The following is a 19,770-nucleotide window of genomic DNA, read 5'->3' as shown; positions in this document are numbered from 1 at the left end:
GGCTTTTTTTATATGTCGATTTTGGTGAATTCGTTTAAAGAGAGATTTTGAAGTTCATCGTGAAGAAAATAATCTATTTCATTTTTGATACCATTTAGAATACGCTCTTCTTCAAGCACTTTAGCCACTCTAAGTGCTCGTTGCATAAAGTGTTTACCTTTTTGTTTTTGGCCGAGCTTATACAGCACAATTCCTTTTTTCGCAATAGCCATACAGAATTGTAAGTAGTAATGGTTATGCTTAGCGATTTTTATAGATAATTCAATGTAGTGCAAAGCTAGTTCATATTCTTCGTCTAAAATTAAATAAGTAGCACGATTAACATGAAGTGAAATCTCAATCGAAAGGGTTGGATATAGGTAACGATATTTTTTAAGTTGAGAGATAAGGCGATTTACAATATGTTGAGCGGTTTCATTTTCAAAAATAAAGAAAATATTTCTTAAAATTAATATGTCATTCCAAAATAATTCATCCGCTTCCGAAAGTCTGTCCCAAATGTAGGTTACTTTTTCTCGAGCAAGTTCAAAATTATGTTCTTTTTCAGCAAGTAAAATACCTTCAAGTGAGGCTTTAATATCAGAAATAAAAATATCGGTGTGGTTTTCTAAGTAATCATCGCATTTGGAAATAACATTAAGTATCATATCTGTTTCGGAGGAGGTAATAATCTTGGAGTATAGATAAAGGATATTTTCTTTTGGAGAAGGTGTAAAGTCCCGTTTTACAAATTCAAATTCTTCTAACGTCATATTGAAATTAAGTAAGATTTGGATAAAACGATCCATACTAGGCATGATTTTATTATTTTCGATTTTTTGATAGTTAGAACGACTGAGGGCATTCGTACAAGTCTCTTGTTGTGTTAAGTTTTTACTTTTCCGAATAAATTTTAATGTGTCTCCAATATTTTGCATAAAACTCAGCTCCATTTGTTCAAATTTGATGCTTTTTAATTTTATGTAAGATTTGTGAGTTAGTATTTCTGTATAGATGAAAAAGGAGGGAGAAGACATGTTAACTTTGTTAAAAAGTATTAACTGGTTGTTTTAAAGTTTTTTAAGCAAGGTCTTCTGATGAACGCAATTATTGTTTTTCCATGAAGAATGGTCTGGCATAGTTGCGTTTTTTTGTAGAATTATTAGTAATTTGAACTTTTTTAGTATATCTGTGAAAGCATTATAACATTATGTGATTATTTCTACAATCGCCGATATGCAAAAATTAATAATTTTGCGAAATAACACATCAAAAGTAGTATGTTTTTAGTAAAAATATACATTAAGGGAGGAAAGAGAGATGAAGCGAAAGGGAAAGAAATCTAGTTTAATTTTCATTTTGACCATACTAATATTTAGTTGTTTAAGTGGATTTGGGACAAACGTTTTCGCGATGGATGGTGAATATCACTCACCATATGGAGATGATGATTTATATACTGTCCAACCAACAGAACGTTCTCCTAGAGATCCCAAAGCTGGTGAAGATGTGACATTAAATATTACTACCTGGCCAATTGAAGATGGACAAAATGTTTGGGTAGAATGGACTAAAAACGGGGTAGCACAAGAGAATGTTACAGCAGCTTATGATTATAATAGCGGGAACAATACTTACTGGAAAGCAGATTTAGGAAAATTTGAAAAAGGCGATGAAATCACTTATACAACAAAAGGCTCTACTGACGGAGGAACTGCTTATGAAAGTGGTCCGTTTACATTTTACGTGACAGACTGGGAGTATGTGCAAGATGTTAGTAGCGTTGTAGATAATGGAGATTCTATTACATTAAATATGACAGCCACTGCAGGTGAATTTACTCCAAAATTATATCTTTCATTTGAGGATTTAGATACGCTTCGTATGGAGCTATCACCAACCGGTAAAGAAACTGGACATGCTGGAAAAACTGGTTACACAGTAGATGATGGTGCAGATAAAGTAACAGTTACAACGGAGGATTTACGAGTAGAAATTCAAAAATCTCCTTACCGCATGGAAGTGTACCAGGCAGACGGAACTTTACTTACAAGCGAATATACAACTGCCAACAGCTTAGGTTGGTTAACAGATGGAAAAAATGTCATCAATCAATATCAAAATAACTTTATGACACCGAGCGACGAAGCATTTTATGGTTTTGGTGAACGTTATGACACGATTAACCAACGCGGAAAAGATGTAGAGACATACGTATACAATGAGTATCAAGATCAAGCGCAGACAGAAAGAACCTATTTAGCGGTACCATTTTTTGTAAGTGCTAATAAATACGGGATGTATGTCAATTCTGATTTCCATTTACAGTTCCAAATGGCTTCTAAAGTAGAAGATAAATATAGTTTTGTATTGGACAATGATGGCGATATGACGAATATGCTTGATTACTATGTTATTAGCGGGAAAGATCAAAATGATATCGTAAATAACTACACGGATATAACAGGGAAAACGACTTTGCTACCAAAATGGGCTTTTGGACTTTGGATGTCAGCAAACGAGTGGGATAGAGAATCCGATGTAAGCTCTGCACTTTCTAATGCAAAAGCAAATGATATTCCAGCAACTGGCTTTGTATTAGAACAATGGAGTGATGAAGAAACTTACTATATTTGGAACAATGCGACCTATACAGCAAAGAAAAACGGGGAAGCATTTAGCTATGACGATTTTACTTTCAACGGGAAATGGACTGATCCTAAAGCTATGGTGGATAGTGTCCATGATGCAGGTATGAATATCGTTTTATGGCAAGTTCCAGTATTAAAAGATGACGGTACAGTATATGAACAAAGAGATAATGATGAAGCATACATGATAAGCCAAGGGTATAGTGCGGACGATGGAACAGGGGCTCCTTACCGAGTTCCGGCATCTCAGTGGTTTGGAAATGGGATATTACTAGATTTCACTAATAAAGATGCTGTAGATTGGTGGACGTCCCAGCGTGAGTATTTATTAACAGAAGTAGGTATTGACGGATTTAAGACAGATGGTGGAGAAATGGTGTGGGGACGTGATACAACTTTCTCTAACGGCGAAAAAGGACAAGAAATGAGAAACCGTTATCCAACTGACTACGTTTCAAGTTATTTTGATTTTGCGAAAAGTATTAATCCAGAAGCAGTTTCGTTTAGTCGTTCAGGAACTTCTGGAGCACAAAAATCTGGTATTTACTGGTCAGGAGATCAAACTTCCACATTTGACTCTTTCCAAGCTTCATTAAAAGCTGGACTTAGTGCTTCAACTTCAGGTGTTTCTTACTGGGCGTGGGATATGGCTGGATTTACGGGAGACTATCCAACAGCAGAACTATATAAACGCGCAACTGCGATGGCAGCTTTTGCACCGATTATGCAATTCCATTCGGAAAAATCAGATCCATCGCCAAGTGAAGAACGTTCACCTTGGAATGCAGTAGCCAGAACAGGCGACGAAACAATTTTACCGACATTCCAAAAATATCTATACACACGAATGAATTTACTTCCATATATTTATACAGCGGCAAAAGATACGGCGGATAATGGTAAATCGATGATGCGCCAAATGGCCATGGATTATCCGGAAGATATCAATGCGCGTGATCTAGATGAACAGTATATGTTCGGTGACGATTTACTTGTAGCGCCAATCGTTCAAGAAGGTCAAACAGAAAAAGAAGTTTATCTACCAGAAGGCGAATGGGTTGATCTTTGGAACGGCGGGATTCATCCAGGTGGCGAAACCATTTCGTATTATGCAGATGTAGATACGCTTCCTGTATTTGCAAAAGCTGGAGCGATTATTCCGATGAATATGACAGATGGCTACCAACTTGGCCAAAATGTCGGAAACGATTTAAAATCCTATGATAATTTAACATTCCGAGTTTATCCATCTGGAGATAGCGAATATAGTTTCTATGATGATGTAAACGGCGGAGAAATGCGTGACATCAGTGTTTCTGAAGACTTTGCAAATGAAAAAGTTTCCGTAGATCTTCCAGCAATGGCGGATGAAACAACGATGCAAGTTTTCAGTACAGAACCTACAAGTGTAACGATTGACGGGGCAGATGTAGCTAAAGCGGATACGCTAGATGCATTTAACGAAGCAACGACAGGTTACTACTATGATACAGTACAAAACTTAACATATGTAAAAGCAGCGGCAAAAGATGCCAAACAAGCAATCGTATTAAACGGTGTAAATCATGCACCATACGAAGCGGAATTTGCTCATCTGACAAATGTAAGTACTGCAAGTGATCACGCGGGATATACTGGTACTGGTTTTGTAGCCGGCTTTGATGCAGAAAAAGAAGCGGTAGAGTTTGATGTAGACGCAGTGGATGGTGCTTCTGATTATACAATGGAAGTTCGTTATAGTGCTGGCGTAGAAGATGCAACTAGAACCGTATATATCAACGGTAAAAAACAACAAATTACTTTACCGAAAACGGCTGATTGGGATACTTGGAGCACGATAGAAGTTCCAGTAACCTTGCAAGCTGGTAATAACCAAGTTGTATTTGATTTTGAAGCAGATGATACAGCGGGAATAAATTTTGACCATGTAGTATTTAAGAAATAAATCCAATAAGCCACCCTTTTATGGATAGAGAGGGTGGCTATGTTGAAAGGATTGAACTGAATGAAAAAAATAATTGGGCTAGCATTTATAGCTTTTTGTTGCATATTATTTGCACCAACTATAAAAGCACAAGCAGATACAGTTCCCTTACCAGCGCCTATTATTGAGGCTTTTCCTGTGGAAGCGATAGCGGAGGCGATTGCGGGAGAACTAGATAAAGATTCTGTAAATGACACGATTACGCAAGCAGATTTGGATACAATGACTCTTATTCCTTTGCCCTCATTGGGTTTAACGGGGGAAGACTTAAGCGTACTAAACAATGAAGTATTTACAAACGCGATTGAATTAGCGATTTGGAGTAATAATATTGGAGAACTGCCTGATTTATCTGATGCGCTTCCTGCTTTAGAAAATATTGAAGCAAATGGGGCTAATATTACTCTTTTTCCAGATGCAAACTATCCTAACTTAACCAATGTTGATTTGAGTCAAAATAATTTTGGCTTTAATATTCCAAAATTTGTTGGAATGGAAGGACTAGTAAGTATTAATATGGAGGATGCTGGACTTTCTGGTTATGTAGCGGAAGATATTTGGATGAACATGCCTAACTTAGATTCACTACTTCTTAATGAGAATCATTTAATTTCTATTCCGGAAGATATCTTTCTATCAGAACAATTAAGTACACATTCATTTGCTAACCAGACAGCAACTTATCCTCACACAACGATTAAACAAGGAGAGAACTTGGAAGTTTTTGTTCCTTTTATTTACCAAGCATTAGATTTTATCGCACCAAGCAGACACGATTTAATTATTATTAAGGACAATGGTAGAACGCTTTATGAACCACCTTATCCGACCTATGATGGTTCATACATGTACAAGATTGAAACAGCTGGCTTACAACCGGGAGAGCATTTGCTAGAAATTTCATTAGGTTATAACTCTGGAGAATATACGGGTTGGTATGATTTTCCAGTAACTATTACAGAATAAAAAGGGGCGAGATGATGAAAAAAGGTATGAAACAAGTTTGTGTCAGTATGGCTGTTGTACCACTAGTTTGGCTGAATTTAGGGATAACTCAGCCGTTACAAGTGGAAGTGAAGGCGGAAGAAACGAAAGAAAAAGAAGTGAAAAAAGAAGCGAATACAGGAGCCGCGAAGCAACTTAGCAAAGAAGAATATGCGAAATTAAGTGCGGAGGAAGGGCTTGGAAATGTCCTTGAAGCAACGGTGACTGATAATGTCATCACGCTTAAAATTGATAACGGGGATGAAGCAGAAGATGATTACTTGGAAATTTCCCCGCTAGCGAATAATTTGCTTAAGGTGAATTTGCGACCACGCAATATCGAAAACAGTCCATCTACACCTATGATTGATCCGAATGCAACTTTCACAGCGATTGGTGCGACCATTGACTTGGAATCAGATCCGATGATAATTTCAACAGATGAATGTACGCTAGAAATTGCTAAAGAGCCAGCACGAATGACTTTTAAAGATAAAAATGGGAAAACGTTATTGTCTGAATCAGCGGACGGCGGGATTTTTGATGGCGGTGTTAGATTTAAGCGCGGCGCTTCTGACCATGTTTATGGTGCCTATGGAATTAGTTTTAGTGACGGAGACCTGGGCATGGAACGAGATAATACTGCTGCCGATAGTAATAAGACTGCACAAGCGGGTCAGCAAGGTAATGCAGGCGGTCCGTTCATGTGGTCTACAGCAGGATATGGCTTACTTGTAGATAGTGATGGCGGGTACCCGTATTCCGTTTCAGATGAAGAAAAATTAGAGTTTTATTACGGCGATACAGTGGTTGAAGGCCGTCGCTACGTGAAAGAAAATGTAGAGATGTATTTAATGTCTGGTGAGCCCGAAGAAATTATGTCTTCTTATGCTGATGTAACAGGGCATACTCCAATGATGCCAAAATGGTCGCTTGGATTCTCTAACTTTGAGTGGGGAACAAATGAAACAGAATTTAGAGAAAACATTAATACGTATCGTGCGAAAGGGATTCCGATTGATTCCTTCGCGTTTGATTATGATTGGAAATTCTACGGAGATCCTACGTATGGTGGCGATTATGGCGAGTTTGCTTGGAATACAGAAAACTTCCCATCAGCAAAAGACACAACGTTAAAATCCGATATGGATGCACTTGGTGTAAAAATGATTGGGATTACAAAACCGCGTGTCGTAACTAATTTAGAAGATGGAACAGCCACGCAACAAGGGAAAGATGCAGAAGCAAATGGTTACTGGTATCCAGGGCAATCTGCGTATGAAGACTATGCATTCCCTGTAACGGTAAGAAGTATTGACCCATACAACGAAGATGAACGTAATTGGTGGTGGTCACATTCTGAGGATGCCCTAGATAAAGGAATTGTCGGTTGGTGGAATGATGAAACAGACAAAGTATCTTCTAATGGAGCCGATTATTGGTTTGGTAATTTCACAACTGGATTTACATCAGAAGCTATGTATGAAGGCCAACGCGACTATACAAATGAACGTGTTTGGCAAACAGGAAGAACCTTCTACCCAGGCGCACAGCGTTATTCTACTTCTACTTGGTCCGGCGATATCGGCGTTCAGTGGAAAAAAGGCGAAGTTATTGACTGGGCAAATGGGATGCAAGAACAACCTAGTACAATGCTTTCGACAATTAATTTAGGACAGACAAAATGGGGCATGGATACAGGTGGTTTCAATGCCAATTCGGGCCAAGTGTTAAACCCGGACCCAGAACTTTATAGTCGTTGGATGGAATTTAGTTCTCTAGTTCCAGTTTTCCGTACGCATGGGAATCAAAATCAACAACGTCAACCTTGGTTCTATGGTGGCACGGCGGAAGAAGTTGCTAAAAGTAGCATGACTTGGCGCTACTCAATGATTCCTTATATGTATGCTTATGAACGTCAAGCATATGACTCTGGTGTTGGTCTAGTTCAACCACTTACGTTTGATAATCCTACTGATGAAAATGTGGTTAATTTAACAGATGAGTGGATGTTTGGTGATGGATTACTTGCGGCACCTGTTTTAGAAGAAGGAGCGGGTTCTCGTGATATTTATTTACCAGCAGGAACATGGATTGACTACAACCGTGGCGACGTATACGAAGGAAATCAAACAATCAGTTATGAAGTGAATGATGACGACTGGACAGATGTGCCGATGTTTGTTAAACAAGGTGCCATTATGCCAATGCAACAACCACAAAACTATGTTGGCGAATCCGCAGTCAAAACAATTTATTTAGACACTTTTGCATCAGATAAAGAGACATCCTTTACACATTACGATGACGACGGAAAATCTTTTGATTATGAAAAAGATACCTATTTAAAACAAAAAATGACTACTTCAAAAACTGCTGATACTAGTACTTTCACGATTGGTGCGAAAGAAGGAAGTTATAAAGCAGACACAGAGAATTACATTGTAAAACTACACGGAAATGCGGCTGAAAGCGTCCAAGTAAATGGCGCAGATAGCAAAGTTTATGACGATTTATCCGCTTTAGAAAATGCTGATGGTAGCGGATATGCTGTAGGTAGCGATGTATACGGAGCAGTAACATACGTAAAAGTACCAGCTCAAGCTGATGCAGATACTGTCATTACAACTTCAGGTTCTGCAAGTGTCGTACAAACAGGAACATACGAAATGGAAACAGGATCCAATTTTGCTGATACAGTTGCTGATAAACCGGTTGCTGAAAAAACGTATGTGGATGGCTACGATAAAGACGGCGCCGGAACTACTATCTATGCAAATGTAAAAGACTCTGGTGATTATAATGTGGACCTAACTTACAAAAATGCTTCCGCAGATAACCAATCATTAAGTATTTTTGTCAATGGTGATTATGTAAAACAAACCACGCTAAAACCAAACACCGATTGGTCAGTTCAGTCCGAAGCATTACCACTTTCAGCAGGGAAAAATAGTATTTCTTATAAAGTGGTAACGGACACAGGCGATAAAGCTGATCAAGTATCACTAGACAAAGTAAATATTGGTTTCACACCAACTGTAGCAAAAGTCGAAGCAGAAGAAGCGGACCTTGCCGGCACTTTAAAAGTGGCGAACGATCACTGGTTCTATAGTGGAGAAGGTTTTGTTGGTGGATTTGGAGCAGCAGGAGATGAAATCAAGTTTGAAGTGGATGTACCAGCTGACGGCGAGTACGTACTAAACACACGAACAGCAAATGGAACTGGCATGCCACAAACACTCGATTTATATACGAATGGTGACTACAACTCTCGCGTAACTTTCCCTTCCGAAGGTGAAAACTGGAATATTTGGTCAGATACAGAAAAAGCTGTGAACTTAAAAGCAGGAACCAATAAAATTACCTTCCTAAGAGACGGCGAAACTACTGGTAATGTAAATATCGATAGAATTCTTGTTTCGGCTGAGCCAATCAATTCACCAGTACAGTCGGAAGTAAATCTACTCGATAACGGCGGATTTGAGCGGGATGCAGCGGCAACGACCAATTGGGTAGAGTCTCATCCTGATGGGCAAGACAAAGCATACGGCGTTGATAGTGGCTCAGGTGTCAATCCTCCAGAATCACCAGCATTTGGTAAACAGAGCGCTTATTTCTATTTACCTGGCGCTTACAAACAAACACTCGCTCAACAAATCGCAGTTCCAGTTAATAATGCGAATTACGACGTTGAAGCATGGGTGAAAGTAAGCAACGATGATGCAGCAAAAGCACAAATGACGGTTAATAATTATGATAGCAGCGATGGTAAAACAATTGACTTAGTTGCAGATGACGTTTGGCATTATGTAACAATGAAGGATGTCAAAGTAACAACAGGCAATATTAATACTAGTTTCCAAATGGATTCCCCAGGAGGAACGAGCATTCACATTGATAATGTAAGAGTTATGCCATCCGCAGAATAATATAGAAGGGCGGGGAATTTCCTCGTCCTTTATAAATTGGAGGAGATAGGATGAAAAATCTATTTAGACTATTCTTGGTATTTAGCATAGTTATTATCGGGGTTGTCTCATTTAAAGCGGTAGATGCAAGTGCAAATGAGACAGATGTATATCCTCTACCAGCTAGAATAATTGATGTTTTCCCAGATGAAAATTTAGCAGAAGATATGGTGGAGAACTTTGGTAAAAAAGATGTGACCGATGTCATTACCCAGGATGATGTGGATGCGGTGACATCTCTAGGGTTGGGTTATTTTACCAATTACCTCACAGATGAAGATTTACAAATGCTAGGAAATGCTTATTTTACCAATGTAAATAATATTATGATTTATCCTACACAAACCATGTTTACTGGCTTTCCTGATTTACCAACCTTGCCCAAATTAGATACTTTGAGAGCAGAAGGAAATCTATCAAGCGAGGTACTACCTGAAAACATTACAGTTCCCGATTATCAAAACTACCCAGAATTAAAGTATCTTGATCTTAGTAATCGAACTATTGTTGGGGGCTTACCTAACTTTTCTAATATTCCTAAATTAGAAACCTTGTTGATGAGCAGTTGTGGACTAGCTTCGGAAGACGTTCCAGATTTTACAAACTTGAAAAATTTGCAGAAAGTAAATTTTCAAACGAACCAATTTAGAACAGAAATGACGGATTTCACTCATTTGGACAGTTTGGTAAGTATGGATTTAAGTTATAATTATTTAAATGTGTTGCCGCCTACTATTGTGGATAAAGTAATCGTACTAGGTCAAATCGGAACTTTGCCAGATCAAAATGTTGTTTTTGGTGAGGATACAAATATCACGCTACCAGTTTATACGCAACTAGATGATTTAGGTAGAATTAGTGGTTTTCAAGAAGTTTGGATTCGTGATTCAAATGAGAAGGAAATTTACAACGTGGCAAAAGTGGATTACGACGAAGTGACGAAGCAGATTATTGTGCCAACAAATAACCTTGATAAAGGTGAATACACTATTGGAATTGATTTTAATGGAATAGAGCCTTATATAGAAGAAGGCGAAGTTATGAATTACTCAGTAAAAATAACCATTAATTAATGGAAAACTTGTGACATGCTAAATAATAGTTGCGCATTTGGCTATGTCACAAGTTTTTTCTGTTTGTAAAGCCTCGTTTTTTCCTGTATAATAACTACTGTTAGACTTTAACTCTGGGGATGTTACGGATTCGACAGGGATAGTTCGAGCTTGAGTTGCGAGTCGGGGGGATCGTCCTCGTTATCAACGTCAAAGCCAATAATAACTGGCAAAGAAAAACAAAACCTAGCTTTCGCTGCCTAATAAGCAGTAGCATAGCTGATCCTCCGTGCATCGCCCATGTGCTACGGTAAGGGTCTCACTCTAAGTGGGCTACACTAGTTAATCTCCGTCTGGGGTTAAATAGAAGAGCTTAATCAGACTAGCTGAATGGAAGCCTGTTACCGGGCCGATGTTTATGCGAAATGCTAATACGGTGACTACGCTCGTAGATATTTAAGTGCCGATATTTCTGGACGTGGGTTCGACTCCCACCATCTCCATATTTTATGGAAACTGAGAAGTGATACAAACTGCTTTTTTAAGCTGTTTGTATCACTTTTTTATTTGGATGCTAAACGATGGAGTCAAGAAAATAATTACGATTTTAGAATAATCATGTGGATTGAATAAATATACATATCCATTCAAATGTAATTTTTTCTTTACTACTAAAATTAATAAAAAATGATAAATGAATAGTATTAAATGAATGTTTTATGGCGCTTTTTGCTGTTTGATTTACAAACTGAATAATTTTTGAATAACGACCACATATAGGTGTGGAATTTATCTAAAAAGAGCAAATTCAACACATAAAGTGTAATAATTACTATAAAAAAACATTTTTTTGCTTATTTAAAACGAAGAAAAGCCATTCTTGAGCAGTTTTTTTATACATTAACTTTTTATGCTAATATGTACCAAGGGAGGAGGTTTGCTTATGTATAGATTATTAAGCATTGCATTTTTTTTAATAGCAGTAATTTGTTTGTTGTTCCCGTGGATGGCTAGCGGGATAGATGCAGCAACATTTGAATTAGTATATGAGCCTGCTTATAAATTAATTTGGATGCAACCAATCATCATTGTGGGATATTTGGGATTTTTGTGTACTATATTTATTCCAAAATTTCAGCGAGGTAAAAATAGAATTGTACCATTTATAGGAATTTTAATATTGGTTTTAGGTTTACTTAATTTGGCAGTTCGGCCATTATTTGGATTTGATTCATTCACCTTTAGTATTATAGCTACTCATGTCTCTGAATTAGTAGAACCAGCATTTCTCATCGCGGTGTCAGCAAGTATTTTATCTTTAATTATGTATGCGATATATTTAAAAAAGCCGGAGAATTTATGATAATACTGAATAGAATCAATCACATGTGAGTATTTTTAGTAGAACTAATAATGCAAAAACACCTCAAAACTGTTTCGGGGTGTTTTTTAAATTTCCCTTAACTTGATTATTTCTTTCTCTTTTATTTAAAATCTTCTGCTAAGCTATTAATTAAGAAGTAGGGAGGACGAACTAGATGAGAAGTCTGAGGAAAATTGTCATTATTTTAATCATAATTGGTTTTATGTATTTATTAATCGTCGCGGCCTTTATGTTTGGTGGTTCTAGGACGAAACCAAGTGAAAATGCTGATACAGTGTTGATTTTAGGTGCAAAAGTGAATGGGACCCCAGCAGTTCCTTCATTAGTTTTGCAAGAAAGATTGGATGCGGCAGTCGCTTATTTAAACGAATATCCAAAGGCGAAAGTGATTGTTAGTGGTGGCCAAGGGGCTGATGAAAGTGCGACTGAAGCTTCCGTTATGGAAGAATATTTGGTTAATGAAGGAATTGCAAGAAAGCGGATTGAAACGGAAACGAAATCTAAGAGAACAGAAGAGAATATTAAATATAGTAATGCGAAATTTAATTTAGGAAAAACAGTGATTGTGACAAGTGATTATCATATGTATAGAGCGCTAATGTTAGCAAAGCGTCAAGGGATTGATGCATCAGGCCTTCCTGCAACATCAAAGACGTTTGCAAAGTATAAAGGAATGATGCGAGAAGTTTTATCCATCACATATGCATGGGTTTTTGATCACTAATAGTGCATGGTATAATAAAGCTAAAAGGTGTTGGAGGTTTTGGGGTGAAACTAGAACGGATTTTAGCAATACTAGTCATGATTTTGGAGCGAAAAGTGCTGGCAAGTGAGCTGGCTGAAAAATTTGAAGTAAGCACAAGGACGATTTATCGCGATATGGATACGCTACTTTATGCGGGATTTCCAGTTGTTGCTTTGCCGGGAAAAAACGGCGGGTTCACAATGCTCGATACATATAAGCTGGCGACATTTACTTTTTCGGAGGCGGAAAAACAGATTTTGCTGGAGGCATTAGAGGCGCGTTCGGAGTTTATGCTGAATGATAGCCACGAGATTTTGCGAGAAAAAATCACGCTATTACAGACTGAAAAACCAACTAGTAAGCATATTTTCTTTGATTCAGCGACACAACATCGCCAGCAAATTGAAGCAGAAGTGAAACGAAAAGTCGCCTATATCCAGAAAGCTTTTACGACAAATAAACAACTTAAAATTACGTATATCGCTATGAGTGGCGCGGAAACAACGCGGGAGATTTCGCCGCAAAAATTAAACTTGATGGATGGAAGTTGGTATTTAGAAGCCTATTGCCACAAAAGAGCAGCGATTCGTCATTTTAAATTAACGCGAATAACTTCTTTGAAAGAAATAGGTAAATCGATTATGTACGTTGAAGAAACGGAGCACCAGCCTGCAGAAATGAAGAAAATTGTGTTGGAATTTCCGAAAAATCAGCTCGGGAAATTGTTGGATTATTTTTTGCAAGAAGAAATGGAGACTGGAGACGATTATGTCCGTGTAAGCTTTTTCTATGATTTGGAGCGCAATATAATACCGTTTTTATTGATGTTTGGAAGTGCCGTGAAAATTTTAGAACCTGCATCGCTTCAAAAAGACTACAAATCCGAAGTGGAAAAACTTTATTTTAATTTGAATTGTTGACAGATAGTTGTCAGGTTTTGTTCGCTATAATGGTTTTAAAAGGAGGCGGCAAATAATGATTTTACAAGAAAATATAGAGATTTTTGGGAAAAAGATACGTGTAAACAATGATAATTTTAGTCCGATTGCAGAGCTTTGGGGTGATGTAATGGTAGATAAGCCTGCAGGAGATATTTTTGCGGTATATAGTAATTATGCAAGTGATTACAAAGGTGACTATGATTTGTTGGTAGGAACAAAAGACTGGGATGAAGAGAAGAGTGTCTTAATTAAAGCTGGAGATTATTTAGTTTTTTCTGTAGATAATGCGAGTCATAAAGGCGTGGAAGAAACTTGGCAGAAGATTTGGGCGCGAGATAGTGAATTAAAACGAGCGTACAAAACAGATTTTGAATGGTATCATACGAGTGGCGAGATAGATATATATATTTCAATATGAAAAATCCCCTCGCAAGGAGGAGATTGGGTGATTATTTAAGTTTTTCTGCTGCTTTAGAGGGAACTTCTTTTTCTGGGACTTCTTCATAGGAAGTTACGCCTTTGTCTTCTTTAATATACAATTTTAAATAAGCACCTTTGCGTAAATTTTTGTCTGCAGAAAAAGTAACTTCTGTTTCTTTCCCGGCTTCATCATATGCTGGCATTGTATAGGAATAGTTGAAGCTTACGTTTTTGCCTTTTTCGCCGTCCGTTGTGATTTTAACATATGATACGTCTGCACCTATATGATTGGCATTTTTAAAGTAATATACACCGAATCCAATCCCAACGAGTAATAGTAAGCTTATAATAAGTATAACGATTTTTTTCATATCCATCATCCTTTGCAAAAGTGTTACCTTTATTGTATAGGGAAATGACATGTAAATCCCTCGCGTAAAGCGACAAAATGATAATTTAAACTTACATAATTGTTAGAAAGGGGTAATGTTTCTATGGTAAGACCAAAGAACAAAGTAGAATTACTTCAACAAAGCACGGAAAAGTACCAACAATTGAACGATTTAATCAACTCTATTCCAAAAGAAAAGCAACAGCTCACGTTTCCATTTGAAGACCGGGATAAAAATATTCGGGATGTCGTAATACATTTGCACGAATGGCATAAGATGGCGCTGGATTGGTATGAAGTTGGAATGGGTGGAAAGAAAGCATTGATGCCAGCAGAAGGTTATACGTGGAAAACGACACCAGAGCTAAATTTGGTCATTTGGCAGAAATACCAAGAGACTGATTTAGCGCAAGCAAGGGAATTACTGGATGAAACCCATAACAAAGAAATGGTTTTAATTGCAGGGCATTCGGAGGAAGAACTATTTACAAAAAAATATTATAAATGGACCAATACAACTTCACTAGGCGCCATTTTTATTTCAAGCACATCAAGTCATTACGACTGGGCGATTAAAAAAATACGGAAATTCAAGAAAGCCGCTGGAATCAAATGAATTCCAACGGCTTTTTTTGTAATTATTGTAAAGCGGATTCGTCTAAATAAGCGATTTCCCATAGATGGTTGTCTAAGTCAAGAAAACTTCTGCTATACATAAAGTCGTAGTCTTGTGTTTCGCCTGCTGGTTTTGCGCCGATTTTTAGTGCATGATCGACCAGCGTATCGACTGCTTGGCGGCTATCTTGGGTGATGGTGATGAGGACTTCGCGTGCTTTTGTTGTGTCAGCGATGCCTTCTTTATGGAAAGTCTGGAAGAAATCTTCTTTCAAGAGCATGGCGAAAATATTGTCTCCGATGAGCATTTGGGTAGCATTTTCGTCTGTGAATTGCGGATTGAATTCGTAGCCAAGTTCTGTGAAAAAAGCGACGGTTGCTTGTAAATCTTTTACAGGCAAATTAATAAAAATTTGTTCCGAGCGTGTTGCCATAATTTATCACCTCCAGCCAAAAATAGCATGCAGAAAACTACATGTCAATGAATAAGTTGTGGTAAAGTAGGGAAGATATAAAGTAAACCAAAATTGAATATCAAAAAACCACTTGTAATCGGTTTCTTTTTGTACTATAATGTTAGAGAAAAGCATAGGATTGTTACTGCTAAGGCGGGCAAAACCTGAATTAATTCAAGTGCTATTTTGATATTAATAGCATTGGAATTAGTTTGGGTTTTTTTCTTTTGAAAGAGGTGAAAATGCATGATTATCAAAAAAATACTGAATAACAATGTTGTAATCGCCGAGGGTAAAAGTGGCAAGGAGTCTGTAGTGATGGGTCGTGGTCTTGCTTTTCAAAAGAAACTTGGAGATGAGGTGGAGGTATCCAAGATTGAAAAAACATTCGTAATGGAAACACATGAACTTTCAGAAAAGCTCTCTGAGTTACTTAGTGAGATTCCACTGAAACATTTACGTGTTGCGGATGACGTGGTTCAGTATGCGCAAGAAACTTTGGAAACAGATTTAAGTGACAATATTTATTTGACCCTAACTGATCATATTAACTTCGCTGTGTCACGGTATAATCAAGGTATTAATTTGAAAAACGCATTATTATGGGAAATAAAACGATTTTATCACGCAGAGTATTTGGTGGGAATGAAAGCACTAGATTTTATCGAGCAAGAAGTTGGAATTCGTTTAGATGAGGATGAAGCTGGTTTTATCGCGCTTCACATTGTAAATGCTAGACAAGATGGGCAACAGATGCACATGACTGTAGCGATGACTCAAATTGTTCAAGATATTTTAAGTATTGTTACGTATCATTATGGTATGGTATTGGATGAAACTTCACTGAATTACACGCGTTTTATTACACATTTACAGTATTTCGCGCAACGTTTGCTTCGAAAAGAGATTGTCGATTCCGGCGATGACTTTTTATATGAACAAGTGCAAATTAAATATCCAGAAGCTTTTAAATGTACGAAAAAAATTGATGCCTATTTAATAAATACGCATCATACAGAACTAACGAGAGACGAGCGTGTCTACCTTACTATTCATATTTATCGTGTCACCGAACGAAATACAATTATAAAAGAAGAGTAAAATTTTTTTGGACTTATATGTAATGGATTACAGAAAAGTACTGCTTAGCGCGGTGCTTTTTTATTGTAGTTTTTTTTCTACTAAAATGACAGAAAGTAATACGGCAAAAATACTTGTTGTTAATAAAATCGAGCTACGAATAAAGGCATGCATCGGGATAAAAGCAAGTACAAGTGACAAAACTAGAAGAGAAACCCCGATAACTATCCAGTAGATTCCTAGAGATTGATGCGCTTTTTGCCAAGAGATTTCATTTTTTAAAGATGCTTTCGTTCGATAACTAAAGCGACTTTCTTTATTTTTAGGTGGATTCACCCGGTAGATGACACCGAGAATAATAAGTAAAAGTGGAAAGATTAAATCAAACATAACGAACCTCCTTATAAGTACCATCGTAGTATAACAAATTATTGTGAAAAATTGAACGGTTTGTCTCTAAGGTTTAATGGGTATTGGTGAGAGAAGATGATCAGTTATTTTAAAGGAGGAAAAAAGATGCTTTATAGTGAAGACGACAAGCGAAAACAGGAAAGTTATCGAATCCCACTCTTTGGATCTGAGGAAGAAAGCACGAGTATCCCGAAATATGTATTAAAAAAGGAACCGATGGAACCACGTATTGCGTACCAACTAGTGAAAGACCAGTTGATGGATGAGGGAAATGCGCGGCAAAACTTAGCAACTTTTTGTCAGACATACATGGAAAAAGAGGCAGAAATACTGATGGCAGAAACGCTCGAGAAAAATGCAATTGATAAATCCGAATATCCGCAAACAGCTGAACTGGAAAATCGCTGCGTCAATATTTTAGCCGATTTGTGGAATGCTCCAAAAGATATGTCTTACTTGGGGACTTCGACAGTAGGCTCTTCGGAAGCGTGTATGCTTGGCGGTTTGGCAATGAAATTTCGCTGGCGTAACCATGCGGAAAAACGAGGTCTAGATATTCAAGCGAAACGACCGAACTTAATTATTTCATCAGGCTACCAAGTATGTTGGGAAAAATTCTGTGTGTACTGGGATGTAGATATGCGTGTTGTGCCAATGGATAAAGAGCATCTCAGTATCGATGTAGATAAAGTGTTTGATTTGGTTGATGAATACACAATTGGGATTGTCGGGATTTTAGGCATTACTTATACTGGTAAATTTGATGATATTCAATTATTAGATGAAAAAGTAGAAGCATATAATGAAGCGAACGAGCATCAATTAGTCATTCATGTTGACGGAGCAAGTGGCGCGATGTTTACACCATTTGTAAATCCGGAATTACCTTGGGATTTCCGCCTTAAAAATGTTGTTTCTATAAATACTTCCGGTCATAAATACGGATTGGTTTATCCTGGCGTTGGTTGGATTTTATGGAAAGACAAAGAATATTTACCAAAAGAGCTTATATTTGAAGTCAGCTACTTAGGTGGTTCGATGCCGACGATGGCGATTAACTTCTCTCGTAGTGCCAGTCAAATTATTGGTCAATATTATAATTTTTTACGATATGGTTTTGAAGGTTACCGAGAAATTCATGAAAAAACAAAGAAAACAGCCCTTTACTTGGCAAAAAGTGTAGAAAAAAGTGGCTACTTTGAAATTATTAATGATGGCGCTAATTTACCGATTGTTTGTTACAAAATGAAAGAAGGACTGGATGTAGAGTGGACGCTATATGACTTGGCTGATCAGCTTTTAATGAAAGGATGGCAAGTTCCAGCCTATCCACTTCCGGCCGATTTAAGTGATACGATTATTCAACGGTTTGTTTGTCGGGCGGACTTAGGCTATAACGTGGCTGAAGAGTTTGCGGTTGATTTTGCAGACGCGCTTCATAATCTGGAACATGCTAGAGTGCTGTATCATGACAAAGAACGCAACGACTCATACGGATTTACGCACTAAAAAAGAAGACTTGGATGGTGAGTCCGAGTCTTCTTTTTATTAAAGTGGAAGCCAGTCGATAATTTCTTTGATACTCTTATCCCAAAAATCCCAATCATGGTCACCGGGGCCTTCGCGATACTCTAGCGGAGCATTTTTCTCAAGCGCAAAATCTCGGAAACGAAGATTATCTTCATATAGAAAATCTTCCGTGCCACAATTTTGGAAAAGGGCTGGTAATGGCACTTGGTTTTGGAGATTAGTTTCTAATAAATGAAATAAATCATTTTCCGTACCAGTTTGGCTAGCCATTTCACCCGTGATGGCACGCGTGCTGAAATTTTCGAAGCAGTCTTCTTTAATGATATAATTAATATCCATGACGCCGGACATACTGGCCGCGGCTTGGAATTTTTCTGGAAAAGTAAGTGCAACCTTGAACGCACCGTAACCTCCCATGGAATGACCAGCTATAAAAGTATCTTCTTTTTTATCTGAAAGTGGGAACCAGTTTTTCATAACGTGCGGCAGTTCCGTACTAACAAACTCAAAAAAGTCGCGACCATGAACCATGTTAGAATAAAAGCTATGATCTGCTGCGGGCATGACAACAGCGAGCCCTTTTTCAGTGGCATAGCGTTCGATATTTGTATTGCGTACATAAGTAGTGTGGTTATTCGACAAACCGTGAAGAATATATAATGTTTTATATTTCGGAATTGAGCCATGATAAAGTGCATCTGTTTCGGGCAAAATCACCGTTACACTTGTTTGCATAGCTAAACAAACTGATTTGAAATTAAGTTCTAAAATAGCCAATGTAGGGGCCTCCTGACGTGTCTTTTTTTCTAGTATACATGATTTTTGAGCGAAATAAAATAAATATAACTTATCTTATGAGTTAACTCGGAATTAAATGTAAAATAAAGAACCTGCGCGAACAGGTCCTCGTTATTTTTTAATACTTGGTTTCTTTTTATCAACGATGTTTAAGATTTCTTCGAGTTTAAGATTCTTTTCGAGAATGGCTGCTTCTTTGAATTGTTCTGTTGTGACTGGGGGCATCGTTTCTTTGCAATTTTCATGCGCTAGATTAGGAAAAAGATTATCGGTCATTTTTCATCGCCTCCTTAAGTTAATTATAAAGTATCGGCTGAGAAATATCGACTATTTGAACATAGATGAAAATAATTCTCAATTAGGGGTTCGTCTTTTTGAATAT

At 37.5% G+C, this 19,770-nt stretch carries 17 protein-coding genes and 1 other RNA gene; 12 read left to right on the top strand and 6 right to left on the bottom strand.

Features of this window, described 5'->3' with window-relative positions:
* Positions 1–8: 8 nt before the first annotated feature.
* A complete protein-coding gene (locus tag GL301_RS12360; protein WP_003726176.1) occupies positions 9–917 on the bottom strand; it encodes a helix-turn-helix domain-containing protein in 909 nt (302 codons plus the stop codon).
* 382 nt (positions 918–1,299) lie between these two features.
* Here GL301_RS12360 and GL301_RS12355 point away from each other — a divergent pair, with 382 nt between their 5' ends.
* From GL301_RS12355 to GL301_RS12315, 9 genes are all read left to right on the top strand, one after another.
* Positions 1,300–4,575, top strand: a complete 3,276-nt coding sequence (locus GL301_RS12355) for a TIM-barrel domain-containing protein (RefSeq protein ID WP_070298259.1) — start codon at positions 1,300–1,302, stop codon at positions 4,573–4,575.
* A 60-nt stretch (positions 4,576–4,635) separates the two neighbouring features.
* Positions 4,636–5,580 (top strand): lmo2445 family class 3 internalin, encoded by a 945-nt coding sequence (locus GL301_RS12350; RefSeq protein WP_003726173.1) that lies wholly within the window; start codon positions 4,636–4,638, stop codon positions 5,578–5,580.
* Between the two features lie 14 nt (positions 5,581–5,594).
* The gene (locus GL301_RS12345; protein WP_003731282.1) at positions 5,595–9,527 is read left to right on the top strand and encodes a TIM-barrel domain-containing protein; all 3,933 of its coding nucleotides are present in this window, start codon (positions 5,595–5,597) and stop codon (positions 9,525–9,527) included.
* A 50-nt stretch (positions 9,528–9,577) separates the two neighbouring features.
* Complete coding sequence (locus GL301_RS12340) at positions 9,578–10,639, top strand: internalin N-terminal domain-containing protein (protein WP_010959051.1); 1,062 nt, start codon at positions 9,578–9,580, stop codon at positions 10,637–10,639.
* A 115-nt stretch (positions 10,640–10,754) separates the two neighbouring features.
* Positions 10,755–11,124, top strand: a transfer-messenger RNA (tmRNA) gene (gene ssrA / locus GL301_RS12335).
* Positions 11,125–11,561: 437 nt separating this feature from the next.
* Positions 11,562–11,981 (top strand): hypothetical protein, encoded by a 420-nt coding sequence (locus GL301_RS12330; RefSeq protein WP_274758809.1) that lies wholly within the window; start codon positions 11,562–11,564, stop codon positions 11,979–11,981.
* Positions 11,982–12,156: 175 nt separating this feature from the next.
* Entirely contained in the window at positions 12,157–12,726 is a 570-nt protein-coding gene (locus GL301_RS12325) for a YdcF family protein (RefSeq protein ID WP_003726169.1), read from the top strand.
* A gap of 44 nt (positions 12,727–12,770) precedes the next feature.
* A complete protein-coding gene (locus GL301_RS12320; protein WP_012681444.1) occupies positions 12,771–13,667 on the top strand; it encodes a helix-turn-helix transcriptional regulator in 897 nt (298 codons plus the stop codon).
* 55 nt (positions 13,668–13,722) lie between these two features.
* Positions 13,723–14,106, top strand: a complete 384-nt coding sequence (locus GL301_RS12315; RefSeq protein ID WP_003726167.1) for a GyrI-like domain-containing protein — start codon at positions 13,723–13,725, stop codon at positions 14,104–14,106.
* A gap of 31 nt (positions 14,107–14,137) precedes the next feature.
* On the opposite strand, the gene GL301_RS12310 is transcribed toward GL301_RS12315, so the two are convergent.
* Positions 14,138–14,479, bottom strand: a complete 342-nt coding sequence (locus GL301_RS12310; RefSeq protein WP_003726166.1) for a YxeA family protein — start codon at positions 14,477–14,479, stop codon at positions 14,138–14,140.
* 123 nt (positions 14,480–14,602) lie between these two features.
* On the opposite strand from GL301_RS12310, the gene GL301_RS12305 reads away from it, so the two are divergent.
* Positions 14,603–15,115 carry a ClbS/DfsB family four-helix bundle protein gene (locus tag GL301_RS12305; protein WP_012681443.1) on the top strand — a complete coding sequence of 171 codons (513 nt, stop codon included), beginning with the start codon at positions 14,603–14,605 and terminating at the stop codon, positions 15,113–15,115.
* 22 nt (positions 15,116–15,137) lie between these two features.
* Here the strand turns inward: GL301_RS12305 and GL301_RS12300 are convergent, their stop codons facing one another.
* Positions 15,138–15,548: a VOC family protein gene (locus tag GL301_RS12300; protein WP_003726493.1), complete on the bottom strand. Its 411-nt coding sequence runs from the start codon at positions 15,546–15,548 to the stop codon at positions 15,138–15,140.
* 267 nt (positions 15,549–15,815) lie between these two features.
* Here GL301_RS12300 and licT point away from each other — a divergent pair, with 267 nt between their 5' ends.
* The gene (gene licT, locus GL301_RS12295; protein WP_003727937.1) at positions 15,816–16,670 is read left to right on the top strand and encodes a BglG family transcription antiterminator LicT; all 855 of its coding nucleotides are present in this window, start codon (positions 15,816–15,818) and stop codon (positions 16,668–16,670) included.
* Positions 16,671–16,730: 60 nt separating this feature from the next.
* Here the strand turns inward: licT and GL301_RS12290 are convergent, their stop codons facing one another.
* Entirely contained in the window at positions 16,731–17,039 is a 309-nt protein-coding gene (locus GL301_RS12290) for an SdpI family protein (RefSeq protein WP_003726491.1), read from the bottom strand.
* 126 nt (positions 17,040–17,165) lie between these two features.
* On the opposite strand from GL301_RS12290, the gene GL301_RS12285 reads away from it, so the two are divergent.
* Positions 17,166–18,569: a glutamate decarboxylase gene (locus tag GL301_RS12285; RefSeq protein ID WP_003726490.1), complete on the top strand. Its 1,404-nt coding sequence runs from the start codon at positions 17,166–17,168 to the stop codon at positions 18,567–18,569.
* Between the two features lie 39 nt (positions 18,570–18,608).
* Here the strand turns inward: GL301_RS12285 and GL301_RS12280 are convergent, their stop codons facing one another.
* The gene (locus GL301_RS12280) at positions 18,609–19,367 is read right to left on the bottom strand and encodes an alpha/beta hydrolase (RefSeq protein WP_003726489.1); all 759 of its coding nucleotides are present in this window, start codon (positions 19,365–19,367) and stop codon (positions 18,609–18,611) included.
* Positions 19,368–19,499: 132 nt separating this feature from the next.
* Positions 19,500–19,664, bottom strand: a complete 165-nt coding sequence (locus GL301_RS12275) for a hypothetical protein (RefSeq protein ID WP_003731287.1) — start codon at positions 19,662–19,664, stop codon at positions 19,500–19,502.
* Between the last annotated feature and the right edge of the window lie 106 nt (positions 19,665–19,770).

Origin of the sequence: Listeria sp. LM90SB2, assembly GCF_028867355.1 — a bacterium.
Lineage (GTDB): Bacteria > Bacillota > Bacilli > Lactobacillales > Listeriaceae > Listeria > Listeria monocytogenes_B.
This window is presented reverse-complemented; position numbering and strand designations above follow the sequence as displayed.

What these genes read in the sequence shown, in the direction of transcription:
- GL301_RS12360 (WP_003726176.1), bottom strand. Translation starts at nt 917, where the DNA reads ATGCAAAATATTGGAGACACATTAAAATTTATTCGGAAAAGTAAAAAC.
- GL301_RS12355 (WP_070298259.1), top strand. Translation starts at nt 1,300, where the DNA reads ATGAAGCGAAAGGGAAAGAAATCTAGTTTAATTTTCATTTTGACCATA.
- GL301_RS12350 (WP_003726173.1), top strand. Translation starts at nt 4,636, where the DNA reads ATGAAAAAAATAATTGGGCTAGCATTTATAGCTTTTTGTTGCATATTA.
- GL301_RS12345 (WP_003731282.1), top strand. Translation starts at nt 5,595, where the DNA reads ATGAAAAAAGGTATGAAACAAGTTTGTGTCAGTATGGCTGTTGTACCA.
- GL301_RS12340 (WP_010959051.1), top strand. Translation starts at nt 9,578, where the DNA reads ATGAAAAATCTATTTAGACTATTCTTGGTATTTAGCATAGTTATTATC.
- GL301_RS12330 (WP_274758809.1), top strand. Translation starts at nt 11,562, where the DNA reads ATGTATAGATTATTAAGCATTGCATTTTTTTTAATAGCAGTAATTTGT.
- GL301_RS12325 (WP_003726169.1), top strand. Translation starts at nt 12,157, where the DNA reads ATGAGAAGTCTGAGGAAAATTGTCATTATTTTAATCATAATTGGTTTT.
- GL301_RS12315 (WP_003726167.1), top strand. Translation starts at nt 13,723, where the DNA reads ATGATTTTACAAGAAAATATAGAGATTTTTGGGAAAAAGATACGTGTA.
- GL301_RS12310 (WP_003726166.1), bottom strand. Translation starts at nt 14,479, where the DNA reads ATGAAAAAAATCGTTATACTTATTATAAGCTTACTATTACTCGTTGGG.
- GL301_RS12305 (WP_012681443.1), top strand. Translation starts at nt 14,603, where the DNA reads ATGGTAAGACCAAAGAACAAAGTAGAATTACTTCAACAAAGCACGGAA.
- GL301_RS12300 (WP_003726493.1), bottom strand. Translation starts at nt 15,548, where the DNA reads ATGGCAACACGCTCGGAACAAATTTTTATTAATTTGCCTGTAAAAGAT.
- licT (WP_003727937.1), top strand. Translation starts at nt 15,816, where the DNA reads ATGATTATCAAAAAAATACTGAATAACAATGTTGTAATCGCCGAGGGT.
- GL301_RS12290 (WP_003726491.1), bottom strand. Translation starts at nt 17,039, where the DNA reads ATGTTTGATTTAATCTTTCCACTTTTACTTATTATTCTCGGTGTCATC.
- GL301_RS12285 (WP_003726490.1), top strand. Translation starts at nt 17,166, where the DNA reads ATGCTTTATAGTGAAGACGACAAGCGAAAACAGGAAAGTTATCGAATC.
- GL301_RS12275 (WP_003731287.1), bottom strand. Translation starts at nt 19,664, where the DNA reads ATGACCGATAATCTTTTTCCTAATCTAGCGCATGAAAATTGCAAAGAA.